This is a genomic window from Mycobacterium sp. C31M (assembly GCF_053345865.1).
Window position 1 is genome coordinate 224,438 of sequence record NZ_JBKFAX010000002.1, and the last position, 14,317, is coordinate 238,754.

A 14,317-nucleotide genomic window follows, 5' to 3' on the forward strand; every position below is an offset into this window, starting at 1 on the left:
TACGTTTCCGCGCCGAATCGTCAGGAAATCAGATCCGTGATCGGAGCGCCCGCGGCAATCTTGCCGCGGGCCTTCATCACCTTGGCCGGCATGCCGCCGCCGACCACCGCGGTGACCACACCGTCACGCTCATAGAACGCCAGAAACTTGCGGCCGTCATCGGAGACCAGATGCACGGTGTCATCGGCAGCCGGCTCGCCCAGGCACTGGATCTTGACGTCGTACTGATCGCTCCAGAAGTACGGCACCGAGATCGCCGGGGCACCGGGCTCCTGGCCGAGGATCGACGGCACCAGCACTCGCGCCTGCTCGGCGACATTGCTCCAGTGCTCCACCCGTTCCTGATGCCCCGCCTCGGTACGCCAGGACGCCACATCACCGATGGCCCAGACATGTTCGACATTGGTGCGCCCGACCGAATCGCACACCACACCGTTGTCCACCGTGACACCGCTGCCGTCCAGGAATCCGGTGACCGGCCGCGAACCGATACCGACCACCACGACGTCGGCGTCGAGCTCGGTGCCGTCGGACAGCACCACCTTCTCGACCTTGCCGTCGCCGGCCACCGAATCGACGCCGACCCCACAGCGCACCTGCACACCCTCGGCCTCGTGCAACCGGGTGACCAACGCGCCGATCTGCTCACCGAGCACCGAGGCCAGCGGGGTGGGCTGCGGCTCGACGATCACCACGTCGACACCGAGCTGACGCAGGCTCGCGGCCACCTCACAGCCGATGAAACCGGCGCCGATGATGACCGCGCGTCGGGCCGTCGCGGCATGGGCACGCAGTTCGGCGCTCTCGCCCAGTGACCGCAACACCCGGATACCCTCGAGATCGGGGAACGACGGGATGCGTTTGGGCTCAAGACCGGTCGCGATGACGAGCTCGTCGTATCCGAGCGTCGAGCCATCGGCCAGCGTCACCGACCGCGCCGCGGTGTCCACCGACTGCACACCGGACCCCAGCCGCAGCGTGATGTTGCCCTCGTCGTAGAACTCCTGCGGTTTGAGCACCACATCGTGGTCGGCGTTACGCAGCACCTCTTTGGACAGCGGGGGCCGGTCGTAGGGCAGGTGCTCCTCGTCGCTGACGATCGTGATCGGTCCGGAGTACTCCGCGCGGCGCAACTGCTCGGCAGTCCGAGCCGCCGCCAACCCACCACCGACAATGACGATTCCACCGTTGTTTGTCACGTGGGTCTTCTTACACCACCTGCTGCCACTTCGGCTTGTCACCCCGTCAGGAGCGGCTGCGCTCGATGATGTTGGACAACACGACGATGCTCTCGCTGCGCTCGATATCGGCACTGGCCCGGATGCGTTCCAACGCATCCTCCAGATGCCGCATATCGCGGGCCAGGACATGCAGGATCGCATCGGCGGTCCCGGTGACGGTGGCCGCGCTGACCACCTCCGGGATGTCGACCCAGGCCCGGCGCAGCTCGCTGGGCGCGATGGTGCCGTGGCAGTACACCTGCACATAGGCCTCGGTGGTCCACCCCAGCGCCTGCCGGTCGACCACCGCGGTGAACCCGCGGATGACCCCGCGCTCCAACATCCGGTCCACGCGGCGTTTCACCGCCGGAGCCGACAGATTCACCCGCTCGCCGATCTCGGCAAAGGTGGCCCGGGCATGGTCGGTCAGCTCGGCCAGGATGCGTTCGTCGGTCTCGTCCACGAAAAATCGTCTCCTCTACACAACAGATCGCCAAGAATACGTCCTCTAAACAACAAATCGATATCTAAGACGCAATACTCGGCGATTGATTGCGCTCAGCAGCGCGAATATCGTCATGATCATGACGGTTTCCGATCTCACCGCCGCCCCGACACCCCTGCGAAAGTCCCGCACCCGCCGATTCGTGATGACCGCGCCGAGCCATTTCGCGGTCGAGTACGCCATCAACCCGTGGATGGATCCGACCGTCGAAGTCGACGTCGATCGCGCGGTCACGCAGTGGGAGACCCTGCACCGCACCTACACCGACCTGGGCCACACCGTCGAACTCGTCGACCCGGTCGTCGGCCTGCCCGACATGGTGTACGCCGCCAACGGCGGTCTGGTCGTCGGCGGCCACGCCATCGTCGCCAACTTCACCTTCCCCGAACGTGCCCCCGAGGCCGATGCCTACGCCGCCTGGATGTCCGCCGCCGGCCTGCGGCCCCACCGCACCCGCCACCACAACGAGGGGCAGGGCGACCTGCTGGTTGCGGACGCGACGGTGCTGGCCGGGTTCGGCTTCCGCACCGATCGCCGCGCGCATGACGAGATCGCCGCGATCACCGGCATGCCGGTGCTCAGCCTGGAACTGATCGACCCGCGGTTCTACCACCTCGACACCGCACTGACCGTGCTCACCGACGGCCCGGAACCCGTCATCGCCTACTACCCACCGGCGTTCAGCGATACCGCACTTGCCCTGCTGCGCAAGCATTTCCCGAGCGCACTCACGGTGAACACCGCGGACGCCTTTGTGCTGGGCCTCAACGCGGTCTCCGACGGCCACCACGTGGTGCTGCCGGCGGCCGCCACCGGCTTTGCCGATCAGTTGGCCGCAGCCGGGTTCTCCCCGATCGGTGTGGATCTGTCCGAGCTGCTCAAGGGCGGCGGTTCGGTCAAATGCTGCACGCTGGAAGTGCATCCGTGAGCGAGCGCAGCGAGCGAACCATGAGCCCGGAACGAGTTCTCCGAGCTTGCGAGGAGCACTCGTGATCACCACGGCGCACCTCACCGAGGAGGCCATCGAGCTCGACAACCGCTACGCCGCGCACAACTACTCCCCGCTGCCGGTGGTGGCGGCCTCCGCGGAGGGCGCCTGGATCACCGACGTCGAGGGCCGGCGCTACCTGGATTGCCTGGCCGCCTACTCGGCAGTGAACTTCGGGCACCGCCACCCGGCGATCATCGCCGCCGCGCACGCCCAGCTCGATACCGTCACGCTGGTCAGCCGGGCCTTCCACTCCGACCGGCTCGGCCCGTTCTGTGCCGCCCTGGCGCAGCTGTGCGGCAAGGACATGGTGCTGCCGATGAACAGCGGCGCCGAGGCCGTCGAGAGCGCCATCAAGGTGGCCCGCAAATGGGGCACCGATGTCAAGGGTGTGCCGACCGATCAGGCCAATATCATCGTGGCGCAGAACAACTTCCACGGGCGCACCACCACCATCGTCAGCTTCTCCGACGACCCGGTCGCCCGCGGCGGGTTCGGCCCGTTCACCCCGGGCTTTCGCGCCGTCCCGTTCGGTGACGCCGACGCGCTCGCAGCCGCCATCGACGAAAACACCGTCGCGGTCCTGCTGGAGCCCATCCAGGGCGAAGCCGGCATCATCGTCCCGCCCGACGATTTCCTGCCGCGGGTCCGCCGACTGTGCACCGACAACGGCGTGCTGATGATCGCCGACGAGATCCAGTCCGGACTGGCTCGCACCGGCCGCACCTTCGCCTGTGAGCACTGGGGTGTGGTGCCCGATGTCTACCTGCTCGGCAAGGCGTTGGGCGGCGGCGTGATTCCGCTGTCGGCCGTCGTCGCCGACCGCGACATCCTGGGCGTGCTGCACCCCGGTGAGCACGGCTCCACGTTCGGCGGCAATCCGTTGGCCGCCGCCGTCGGGTCCACCGTCGTCGGCATCCTGGCGACCGGTGAGTTCCAGTCCCGGGCAACCGAACTCGGCGCGCACCTACACACCCGATTGCGCGAGCTGCCGGGGATCACCGCCACCCGCGGAAAGGGACTGTGGGCCGGGGTCGACATCGATGCCGCCCTGGGCACCGGCAAGCAGGTCAGCCTGCGGCTGGCGCAGCGCGGCGTACTGGTCAAGGACACCCACGGCCAGACCCTGCGCTTCGCTCCCCCGCTGGTCATCACACCCGACGAGATCGACTGGGCGATGGACCGATTCGCCGAGATCCTGACCTCGGGCCGGGCCTAGTACTTCATCACACCGCGGTCCACGGCGATCTGACTGCCGGACAGCGTCGAGGACGCGTCGCTGGCCAACCAGGCCACCACATCGGCGACCTCCTCGGGCGCCATGAAGGCGGCCAGTCCCTCACTCTTGCCATCGGTGACGCGGTGATACGGCATCGGGGCGAAGCTGTGCAGGAAGCTGGGATGCTCGGCGAACAACGCGCCCATCGCCTCGGGTTCGATCATCGGGGTGTCGATCGAGTACGGGTGGATCGAGTTCACCCGGATGCCGAATTCGCCGACCTCCAGGGCCAGTGAGTTGGTCAATGCCGTCAGCCCGTGCTTGGACGCGGCGTAGTGCCCGTTGCCCGGGGTGGCCTTCACCCCGGCCGAGGAGCTGACGATGACGATCGATCCGCCGTTGCCCGCCTCGATCATCGCGGGCACGGTGGCCCGGATCGTCCGCCAGGTGCCGTTGAGGTTGACGTCGATGACGGTGTCCCACTGCTCCGGGGTGAGCTCCCACAGCCGGCCCCAGCTGAGGACGCCGGCATTGGCGACCACGATGTCGAGGCGACCGAACTGCTCTTGTCCATCGGCCACCAGTTGCTGCTGGGCGTCCAGGTCGCGGATGTCGACGGCGCGTGCCAGCACCTTGCGTCCGGTTGCCTCGACGGCACGCACCGTCTCGGCGAGATCCTCGGCGGTGGCGGCCGGATAGGTGACCCAACTCGACACCGGCGCACAGATATCGGAGGCGACGATATCGGCGCCGTCGGCGGCGAGCCGGACGGCATGCGCGCGTCCCTGCCCGCGGGCCGCACCCGTCACGAAGGCCACCCGGCCATCAAGTGGTTTATCTGCCGCCGCCATGGCCGGTTCCTTTCTCGAACCCCCGCACCGGGCCAGGCTAGCAGCCCAACTGGAACGTGTTCTAGAAACCGCGCCCGCTCACAACTCGGCGATGATCTGCTGCCGCTTGGCTGTGTACTCGTCATCGGAGATGGCCCCGGTTGCCCGCAGCGTCTCCAGTTCCTGTAACCGCTGTGCGGTGTTGACGGTCGGCGCCGGCGGCACCCCGACAACCGGGGCCGGGGCCGACGGGGTCGCCCCGGCGGCGGCCCGGCGCACCACGGCCTGCACCTGAGCCCGCGCGGACGGGTTGTTGCGCAGGTCGATCATGCTGTTCATGCCGATCCCGTTCGCCTTGAGGATCTGCAGGATCTCCATCAGCGGCTCGACCTGGCCGGACAGATCGTAGGTCTGGTTGTCCTCGGCGATCGAGAACGTCGCGGGCATCAGGCCGTTGATCAGGCCCGAGCGGTTCCAGTCGATCTGGAACTTGCTGGTGGCCGGATCGACCAACACCACGAGCCGGCGCGCGGTCAGCATGGCCAACCGGTCGACGCTGGCGATCACCTGGTCATCGGCGGCGAACGGCGCGAACCCCGGACCGGAGATGTGCAGGTTGAGCCGCACCAGCGGGCGATCGTTGATCCGGGTGTTGGTCTCGGCCATCCCGGTGATCTGCGCCAGCCCCAACACCCCATGCGCCTCCAGCGCCGCGGTCTTGGCCTGCGCATTCGCCCCGTAACTGGTCAGGCCCAGTGCCGCCAACACGTCGACGGCGGTGATCAGCAGCCCCGCCCAGAACATCCACTTCATCAGATCGCTCTGACCTGTGGCGAAGTACACAGCAAGAAAGATCGGGCCCACCAGGCCGCCGCACAGCAGCACCCAGGCCTGCGCCTTTACGTAACGCCACAGCATCTGTCACGCCTCCCACCTCGACCGGCACAGAATAACGGCCTTTGCCGACCGTCGATGCCCCACTGGACGGGTGTCGAGTCGACACGCCGCCGACACCCCGGGTCCGGTGGCAATGTCCGCCAAGTGACTGACATTGCCACCGCCGGTTTGGTACATACTGTCTTGTGCTTGAGCGCGGCCAGAACCCAGCGGTTCATGTGTCCGAGCAGCAGGTGATCACCAGCGCTCAGGACATCTCCGTCGTGCTGCTCAACAGTGTCACGGCCGTCGCCGCCGGAAGTGCGATTCTGCTGCCGAACACCCCGGAGACCGATTTCGGATTCGTCGCGCTGCTGCTGTTGTTCGGCTGGGCGGCCTACCGGCTGCTGACCCGGTCCCGGGCGACGCTGTTCCAGATCCTGGACCTCTGCTACGTCCTGGCGGTGGCCGCCGCGGTCCCGATTTTTGTCACGGAACCTCAACTGCTGTATACGAATTCGGTGCCGCAGGTCATCGCCGGCACCGCGGTGATCGTCGTGGCCGTCGCGCAACCGCCGAGGTTCAGCCTGCCCGCGGCCGTGGCCATCACCGCCGCGTATGCGATCGGCTGCGCGCAGGTCGTCGGCTGGGATCAGGTCGCCTCCGTGCCGATGCTCTACTACATGCTGCTCATCGAGTGGCCGATCACCACCGCACTCATCGCAACCGCACTGGAGGTGGCGCGGCGCGTCGATCAGACCCGGGCCGACAACCACGACGCCGAACTGCGTGATGCCATCGCCGCCGCCGTACGTGACCACGAACTCGAGCACATGGCCCTGGTGCACGACACCGCCGCCTCCACCCTGCACCTTGTCGGTGAGGGCGCCGAGATCTCACCGGAACGTATTGCCGCACAGGCCCGCCGGGACCTGGCCCTGTTGTCCGGCGAGCCGTCGGCACCGGACCCGGATGCGGCGTTCGACATCGTCGCCGCGATCGCCGCCGAGATCGCCCACGTACCGACACCGGTCCAGCTCACCGGGTTGACGCGGCTGGTGCTCGACGGCCGCACGGCCAATGCCGTGGTGGCGGTGGTGCGGGAGTCCTTGAACAATGCCGAGCGGCACGCCCGCGCCAAGTCGATCGTCATCGACATCGCCCCCAAACGGGTCACCGTCACCGATGACGGCATCGGCTTCGACCCGGTGAACACCACCCTCGGGCACGGTGTCGCCGAATCGATCATGGGCCGCATGCGTCGCGCCAAGGGCACCGCCTCGGTGCGGTCCACCCCCGGCAAGGGCACCGTCGTGACCATCAACTGGCAGCAGCCGCTGCGCACCACACCCGAGGGACCGTCCGACGACGACGTGGACCAGCTGACCGAGCGGATCCTGTTCCGGTTCGGCATGGGCATCGTGTTGTTCGCGCTGCTGCAGTTGACGGTTGCGGTCCCGTACGCGGCGGCCAACTCCGGCCACGCGGTCGCACAGTTCGGTCTCGGTGCGGTCGCCGCCCTGGTCGTGGTGGCCGGCATACCGCGGATCCTGGGCCGCGGCCCGAATCTGACGGTGCCGGCCTTGATCGTGATGGCCGGTGTGGTGTTCGTCCAGGCCCAGTTGCTGCCCGAGGAGCTGCGGGGCGGGCCCGCACAGTGGACGCTGCTTGCGACCACGCTGTGTGTGCTGCCGTATCTGCTGCGGATGTCGCTGCCGGCCGCGGCCGGGGTGATCATCGGATTCTGGATTGGCACCTCGGTGATGAACTTCGTCCAGGAACCGACCATGGCAACGGCCTACAACCTGGCGTTGTACACCGCGGGCGTGACAGTCGTACAGATGTTCCTGCTCGCCTTTCCGGTGCTGCTGCGCGAGGCCAATTCGACCGCCGCCGAGGAAGTGCGGGAACGGTGGGCCAAGGACGCCCAGCGCCGCATCTCCGAGGCGCTGCACGACGACTATGTGCGGCGCACGTCCCGCTTGATCCGCGGGGTGTTCCCGTTGTTGCAGACGCTGAGCACCGGCACGATCGATGCCGACATCCAGTGGCGGGCCCGCATCGAATCGCGCCGGCTGCGGCTCTACATCTTCCAGGCCCGGACCTTCGGCCACCCGCTGATCGCCGAGCTACGGTCGGCCATCGAGGATGCCGACCTGCGCGGTGTCGTGGTGTCGCTCAACGCCGACAACGATCTGCCCCGGCTCGATCCCGACGTGCGCCGCCAACTCCTCGAACCCATCGAGACGACGCTGGCCGGCGCCCGCGACAACGCCCGGCTGGGCATCTCGGTGGTGCCCGGCGAGGTCGTCGCCAGCATCATCTGCGATGACGGCGGCAGTGGGATCGCGTCGCAGCCCGGCGATGCGCAGTCACCGCGTATCGAGGTCACCGAGATCGGGGACACCATCTGGGTCAGCGTTCACCACCGACTGTCCCCCGCGGACGTATCCGCGGATGATTGTGCCGATATCGCCTAAATCTGCCACAGCGACAATTAAGTTAGCCCTGAGTCTTAGTTGATCTACACGAATCGGGGCTGGGTAGTACAGTCCTTCAATACTGGAACGGGGCGATGACCAGATGATGGTTCACTCACTTTCAGGCGAAATGCATGATTAAGACGGTGAGTCGCGGGGCGGGGAACATGACGGACGCCGTGTCGGTGGTGTTGATCGACGACCACGACGTGATCCATGCCGGTGTCCGCGCGTGGTTTGCCGACCAGAACCCTCCGATCGAGCTGGTCGCCGACTATCCGCATCCCAAGGCGTTCCTGGCCGATCACCCCAAGGGTGGCGGGGATATCGAAGTGGTCATGTTCGATCTGCAGTACGACCGCTTCCAGCCCGAATTCGACACGCTGCGCGAGGTCTGCGAGGCCGGGCACCGGGTCATCGTCTACTCGCATATGTCGACCGACGAGGTCATCCTGAGCAGCCTGGACGCCGGCGCCACCTGCTTCCTGGCCAAGGGCGAGGACAAGCAGCACCTGTTCGACGCCATCTATGCCGCCCGGGCCAACACCCCCTATGTCGGGCCGCGGATGGCCAAGGCGCTGTTCAACGACCGCACCGTGGGCAGGCCCGGGCTGAGCACCCGGGAGCGCGAGGTGCTGATCGCCTGGTTCCAGACCGAGAACAAGGAGTTCGTCGCCAAGCGGTTGTTCATCGAACCCTCGACGGTGCGCACCCACCTGCAGCGGGCCCGGGCCAAGTACGCCGCCGTCGGTCGGCCGGCCCCGACCAAGGCCGCGCTGATCGCCCGGGCCGTGCAGGACGGAATCCTGAGCATCGAGGATCTGTAGGTCCGGCGAAGGCCCGCCGAAACCGCGAGCACCAAAAGCGAAGCGGCGCTCACCCTTTCGGGTGAGCGCCGCTCTGTTTGGTAACGCTAGATCACTTGGTGATCTTGGTGACGCGGCCGGCGCCGACGGTGCGTCCACCCTCACGGATGGCGAACCGCAGGCCCTCGTCCATGGCGACCGGCTGGATCAGCTTGACGGAGATGTCGGTGTTGTCACCGGGCATCACCATCTCGGTGCCCTCGGGCAGGGTCACAACGCCCGTCACGTCCGTGGTACGGAAGTAGAACTGCGGACGGTAGTTGTTGAAGAACGGCGTGTGGCGGCCACCCTCGTCCTTGGACAGGATGTAGACGCTGCCGTCGAACTCGGTGTGCGGGGTGGTGGTGCCCGGCTTCACGACGACCTGGCCACGCTCGACGTCTTCGCGCTTGATGCCACGAACCAGCAGACCGACGTTGTCGCCGGCCTGGCCCTGATCCAGCAGCTTGCGGAACATCTCGACACCGGTGACGGTGGTCTTGGTGGTGGTCGGGCGGATGCCGACGATCTCGACGTCCTCGTTGACGTTGATCACGCCACGCTCGACGCGACCGGTCACCACGGTGCCACGACCGGTGATGGTGAAGACGTCCTCGACGGGCATCAGGAACGGCTTGTCGGTCTCGCGAACGGGATCCGGGATCGACTCGTCGACGGCCTCCATGAGGTCCTCGACCGACTTGACCCACTTCGGGTCACCCTCGAGCGCCTTGAGCGCCGAGACGCGGATGACCGGAGCATCCTCGTCGAAGTCCTGCGCGGCCAGCAGTTCGCGGACCTCGAGCTCGACGAGCTCCAGGAGCTCTTCGTCATCGACCATGTCGGACTTGTTCAGTGCGACCAGGATGTAGGGAACACCGACCTGGCGACCCAGCAGCACGTGCTCGCGGGTCTGCGGCATCGGGCCGTCGGTGGCGGCCACCACCAGGATGGCGCCGTCCATCTGCGCCGCACCGGTGATCATGTTCTTGATGTAGTCGGCGTGACCGGGGGCGTCCACGTGGGCGTAGTGGCGCTTGTCGGTCTGGTACTCCACGTGGGAGATGTTGATCGTGATACCACGGGCACGCTCTTCGGGCGCATTGTCGATCTGGTCGAATGCGCGCGACTCGTTCAAATCGGGGTACTTGTCGTGCAGAACCTTGGTGATTGCTGCAGTCAACGTGGTCTTGCCGTGGTCAACGTGACCGATGGTCCCGATGTTGACGTGCGGCTTCGTCCGCTCGAACTTCGCCTTCGCCACTTCTTGTCCTCCTGGACTTGTTGGTGCTCTTACTAAAGCAGTTTTGATGTATTCAGTTGTGCTGCAAGAACAGCAGAGCTATTCGCCCGTCGCCTTCGCGTGGCTGTCTGCTCGGCACCCGGATCGCTCCGAGCTCAAGCCTTGCCGGCACGCCGGCAACTCTCGATTCTCACTCCCCGGTTGCCTTCGCGATGATCTCCTTCGACACGTTCGCCGGAACTTCAGCGTACGAGTCGAACACCATGGAGTAGTTGGCCCGGCCCTGGGTCTTCGACCGGAGGTCGCCGACATAGCCGAACATCTCCGACAGCGGCACCTGCGCCTTGACGACGCGCGCACCGCTGCGCTCCTCCATGGCCTGGATCTGACCACGGCGGGAGTTCAGGTCGCCGATCACGTCGCCCATGTAATCCTCGGGCGTGGTGACCTCGACGGCCATGATCGGCTCCAGGATCACCGGCTGCGCCTGTCCGGCCGCCTTCTTGAATGCCTGGGAACCGGCCACCTTGAAGGCCATTTCCGACGAGTCGACGTCGTGGTAGGCGCCGTCGAGCAGCGTGACCTTCACGTTCACCAGCGGGTAGCCGGCGAGCACGCCGTACTGCATGGCGTCCTGCGCACCGGCATCCACCGACGGGATGTACTCGCGCGGGATGCGGCCACCGGTGACCTTGTTCTCGAATTCGTAGGTCGCCCCGTCCTCGCCGATGAACGGCTCGAGGTTGATGATGACCTTCGCGAACTGGCCCGAGCCACCCGTCTGCTTCTTGTGGGTGTAATCGACGTTCTGCACGCCGCGCTTGATCGTCTCGCGGTAGGCCACCTGCGGCTTGCCGACGTTGGCCTCGACCTTGAACTCGCGACGCATGCGGTCCACCAGGATGTCCAGGTGCAGCTCGCCCATACCGCCGATGACGGTCTGGCCGGTGTCCTGATCCAGGTGCACCTTGAAGGTGGGATCTTCCTCGGCCAGCTTCTGGATGGCCGTGCCCAGCTTCTCCTGGTCGCTCTTGGTCTTGGGCTCGATGGCGACCTCGATGACCGGATCCGGGAAGGTCATCGACTCCAGCACGATCTGGTTGTTCGGATCGCTCAGGGTGTCACCGGTGGTGGTGTCCTTGAGGCCGATGACCGCGTAGATGTGACCGGCGGAAGCCGTCTCGACCGGGTTCTCCTTGTTGGAGTGCATCTGGAACAGCTTGCCCAGCCGCTCCTTCTTGCCCTTGGTCGAGTTGATCACCTGAGCACCGGAGTCGACCTTGCCCGAGTACACCCGGACGTAGGTCAGCTTGCCGAAGAACGGGTGCGTGGCAACCTTGAACGCCAGGCCCGAGAACGGCTCGTCCGCGGAAGGCTTACGAGAGATGATCTCGTCTTCCTTGTTCGGGACATGGCCTTCGGCGGCCGCGACGTCCAGCGGGTTCGGCAGGTAGTCGATGACGGCGTCGAGCATGGGCTGCACGCCCTTGTTCTTGAACGCCGAACCGCACAGCACCGGGTAGGCCGCCGACGAGATGGTCAGCTTGCGCAGCCCACCCTTGATCTCCTCGATCGTCAGCTCTTCGCCGCCCAGGTACTTCTCCATCAGGTCGTCGTCGGTCTCGGCGACGGCCTCGATCATGGCGGTGCGGTATTCCTCGGCCTTTTCCTGCAGGTCGGCCGGGATGTCGATGGTCTCGTAGGTCTCACCGAGCTTGGTCTCGCCGCGCCACACCTTGGCCTTCATCTCGACCAGGTCGACGACGCCCTCGAAGTCACCTTCGGAGCCGATCGGCAGCTGGATCGGGATGACGTTGGCGCCGAGGCGGTCCTTCATCGTCTGAACGGAGAAGTAGAAGTCAGCGCCCAGCTTGTCCATCTTGTTGACGAAGCAGATACGCGGGACGTCGTACTTGTCGGCCTGACGCCAGACCTGCTCGGACTGCGGCTCGACACCTTCCTTGCCGTCGAACACGGCAACAGCACCGTCGAGCACGCGCAGCGAACGCTCCACCTCGACGGTGAAGTCGACGTGGCCGGGGGTGTCGATGATGTTGATCTGGTTGTCGTTCCAGAAGCAGGTGGTGGCAGCCGAGGTGATGGTGATACCCCGCTCCTGCTCCTGCTCCATCCAGTCCATCGTGGCGGCGCCGTCGTGCACCTCACCGATCTTGTACGAGATACCGGTGTAGAAGAGGATGCGCTCGGTCGTCGTCGTCTTGCCGGCGTCGATGTGCGCCATGATGCCGATGTTGCGGACCTTCGTGAGGTCGGTCAGCACGTCCTGTGCCACGGCTAGATTCCCACTCTTTCGCTTGCTCGATTGCTATCCGGTGTGTTGCCCCGCAGGGTGGAAATCACCAGCGGTAGTGCGCGAAGGCCCGGTTCGCTTCGGCCATCTTGTGCGTGTCCTCGCGACGCTTCACTGCGGCGCCGAGGCCATTGCTGGCGTCCAGGATCTCGTTGGCGAGACGCTCGACCATCGTCTTCTCCCGGCGAGCCTTGGAGAAGCTGACCAGCCAGCGCAGCGCCAGCGTGGTCGAGCGCTCCGGGCGGACCTCGACGGGCACCTGGTAGGTGGCGCCACCGACACGGCGGCTGCGCACCTCGAGGGCGGGCTTGACGTTGTCCAGCGCGCGCTTGAGGGTGACGACGGGATCGGTGCCGGTCTTGTCCCGAGCCTGCTCGAGAGCACCGTAGACGATGCGCTCGGCGAGCGACTTCTTACCGTCCAACAGCACCTTGTTGACCAGCTGGGTGACCAGCTGCGACCCGTAGACGGGGTCGTTGACCAACGGACGCTTCGGCGCGGGGCCCTTGCGCGGCATCAGCTCTTCTCCTTCTTGGCGCCGTAACGGCTGCGTGCTTGCTTGCGGTTCTTGACACCCTGGGTGTCCAGCGAGCCGCGGATGATCTTGTAGCGCACACCCGGGAGGTCCTTCACACGACCGCCGCGGACCAGCACCATCGAGTGCTCCTGCAGGTTGTGGCCCTCACCGGGGATGTAGGCCGTCACCTCGACCGCGCTGGTCAGGCGAACGCGAGCGACCTTGCGAAGTGCCGAGTTCGGCTTCTTCGGGGTGGTCGTGTACACGCGGGTGCACACGCCACGGCGCTGCGGGCTGCCCTTGAGGGCCGCGGTCTTGACCTTGGCGATCTTGTCGCGGCGGCCCTTACGGACCAGCTGGTTGATGGTTGGCATGTACCGGCTTTCTGTGTTGCTCTCTTGTTCTAAAGCGTTCTGGAAGTTCTCTGTACTGCAGTTTTCACCCGTTCGCGTCCCCCGCACTCGGGCGTGTCGCACGCGCCGCGCACCGTAACTCTCGCTCGATGCATCTGGAACACACGAAGACACACGAATTCGCCCGACCTGCAGGGATACGGTCCGCAGAGCGGTCGCATGCGCCCCTGACAGCCAGGCACGAGGCTCCACAATACCAGGGGTGGGCGCGCCGAACCAAACCCGCCGACAACAGCCTTCGTGCAGGTCAGACCGTACGGGCGCCAAGAGCCTGTGTGCAGACTACCGGCGCTCCATGCCCGCCGCGAGGCGCAACACCATGTCGGTGAACATCGCATCGGTGTCCAGGTCGTCCATCACCCCGGTCATCTCCAACAGGACAAAACCATGCAGCGCCGACCAGAATTCCAGCGCCGCATAGAACGCGTTATCGCCGGCCAGTCCGTAGGAGGCCAACGCGGCCAGCACCGGGCCCGCCGCCTCGCGCGCGGCGGCGGTGTATTCGGGGTCGTCACCACCCAGCGGCATCCGGGTGAACGCCGAGTACCGGCCCGGATGGTGATGGGCATAACTGCGGTAGGCGCTGGCCATGGTGACCACCGCGTCGTCGCGGGTGCGTCCGTCCCCGACCGCGTTGAGCATGCCGATGATGTCCTGGATCACCCGCATCCGCACTGTTCGGCGTAGGTCTTCCAGGCTCTGCACATGGTTGTACAGGGAGGGCCCCTTGGTGCCGAGTTGGGTGGCCAGCGCATTGATGGTCAGCGCATCCCAGCCCTCGCGGTCCAGGAAGGCCAGCGCAGCGTTGACGATGGCGTCGCGGCTCAGCTTGGTCGCCCGCGCTGCCATTCGCTCCCCCTCCGGTGTTCC

13 protein-coding genes are annotated in these 14,317 nt (G+C 66.1%); 4 read left to right on the forward strand and 9 right to left on the reverse strand.

Going from position 1 to position 14,317, the window contains the following annotated elements:
- Window positions 1–20 precede the first annotated feature (20 nt).
- The gene (locus ACLBYA_RS03615) at window positions 21–1,199 is read right to left on the reverse strand and encodes an NAD(P)/FAD-dependent oxidoreductase (protein WP_447707993.1); all 1,179 of its coding nucleotides are present in this window, start codon (window positions 1,197–1,199) and stop codon (window positions 21–23) included.
- 46 nt (window positions 1,200–1,245) lie between these two features.
- Window positions 1,246–1,683, reverse strand: coding sequence for an Lrp/AsnC family transcriptional regulator (locus ACLBYA_RS03620; protein ID WP_447707994.1), 438 nt, complete (start codon window positions 1,681–1,683; stop codon window positions 1,246–1,248).
- 121 nt (window positions 1,684–1,804) lie between these two features.
- On the opposite strand from ACLBYA_RS03620, the gene ddaH reads away from it, so the two are divergent.
- Window positions 1,805–2,653 carry a dimethylargininase gene (gene ddaH / locus ACLBYA_RS03625; protein WP_447707995.1) on the forward strand — a complete coding sequence of 283 codons (849 nt, stop codon included), beginning with the start codon at window positions 1,805–1,807 and terminating at the stop codon, window positions 2,651–2,653.
- A 61-nt stretch (window positions 2,654–2,714) separates the two neighbouring features.
- Complete coding sequence (rocD, locus tag ACLBYA_RS03630) at window positions 2,715–3,932, forward strand: ornithine--oxo-acid transaminase (protein ID WP_447707996.1); 1,218 nt, start codon at window positions 2,715–2,717, stop codon at window positions 3,930–3,932.
- Here the strand turns inward: rocD and ACLBYA_RS03635 are convergent.
- Together ACLBYA_RS03635 and ACLBYA_RS03640 are read right to left on the reverse strand one after the other, a co-directional pair.
- A complete protein-coding gene (locus tag ACLBYA_RS03635; RefSeq protein WP_447707997.1) occupies window positions 3,929–4,783 on the reverse strand; it encodes a mycofactocin-coupled SDR family oxidoreductase in 855 nt (284 codons plus the stop codon). The two genes, rocD and ACLBYA_RS03635, sit on opposite strands and share 4 nt — an antisense overlap.
- 78 nt (window positions 4,784–4,861) lie before the next feature.
- Window positions 4,862–5,680: an SHOCT domain-containing protein gene (locus ACLBYA_RS03640; protein WP_447707998.1), complete on the reverse strand. Its 819-nt coding sequence runs from the start codon at window positions 5,678–5,680 to the stop codon at window positions 4,862–4,864.
- Window positions 5,681–5,877: 197 nt separating this feature from the next.
- Between ACLBYA_RS03640 and ACLBYA_RS03645 the strand changes: the two genes are divergently transcribed.
- On the forward strand, window positions 5,878–8,118 hold the full coding sequence (locus ACLBYA_RS03645; protein WP_447707999.1) for a sensor histidine kinase: 2,241 nt from the start codon (window positions 5,878–5,880) through the stop codon (window positions 8,116–8,118).
- A gap of 167 nt (window positions 8,119–8,285) precedes the next feature.
- Complete coding sequence (locus tag ACLBYA_RS03650; protein ID WP_447708000.1) at window positions 8,286–8,945, forward strand: LuxR C-terminal-related transcriptional regulator; 660 nt, start codon at window positions 8,286–8,288, stop codon at window positions 8,943–8,945.
- Window positions 8,946–9,036: 91 nt separating this feature from the next.
- Here ACLBYA_RS03650 and tuf read toward each other — a convergent pair whose 3' ends face one another.
- From tuf to ACLBYA_RS03675, 5 genes are all read right to left on the reverse strand, one after another.
- Window positions 9,037–10,227: an elongation factor Tu gene (gene tuf, locus ACLBYA_RS03655; protein WP_447708001.1), complete on the reverse strand. Its 1,191-nt coding sequence runs from the start codon at window positions 10,225–10,227 to the stop codon at window positions 9,037–9,039.
- A gap of 169 nt (window positions 10,228–10,396) precedes the next feature.
- The gene (gene fusA / locus ACLBYA_RS03660) at window positions 10,397–12,499 is read right to left on the reverse strand and encodes an elongation factor G (protein ID WP_447708002.1); all 2,103 of its coding nucleotides are present in this window, start codon (window positions 12,497–12,499) and stop codon (window positions 10,397–10,399) included.
- A gap of 64 nt (window positions 12,500–12,563) precedes the next feature.
- Window positions 12,564–13,034, reverse strand: a complete 471-nt coding sequence (gene rpsG, locus ACLBYA_RS03665) for a 30S ribosomal protein S7 (RefSeq protein WP_057166992.1) — start codon at window positions 13,032–13,034, stop codon at window positions 12,564–12,566.
- Window positions 13,034–13,408: a 30S ribosomal protein S12 gene (gene rpsL, locus ACLBYA_RS03670; protein ID WP_003929602.1), complete on the reverse strand. Its 375-nt coding sequence runs from the start codon at window positions 13,406–13,408 to the stop codon at window positions 13,034–13,036. The genes rpsG and rpsL overlap by 1 nt, the downstream gene beginning before the upstream one ends.
- 321 nt (window positions 13,409–13,729) lie before the next feature.
- On the reverse strand, window positions 13,730–14,296 hold the full coding sequence (locus tag ACLBYA_RS03675; RefSeq protein ID WP_447708003.1) for a TetR/AcrR family transcriptional regulator: 567 nt from the start codon (window positions 14,294–14,296) through the stop codon (window positions 13,730–13,732).
- Window positions 14,297–14,317 lie beyond the last annotated feature (21 nt).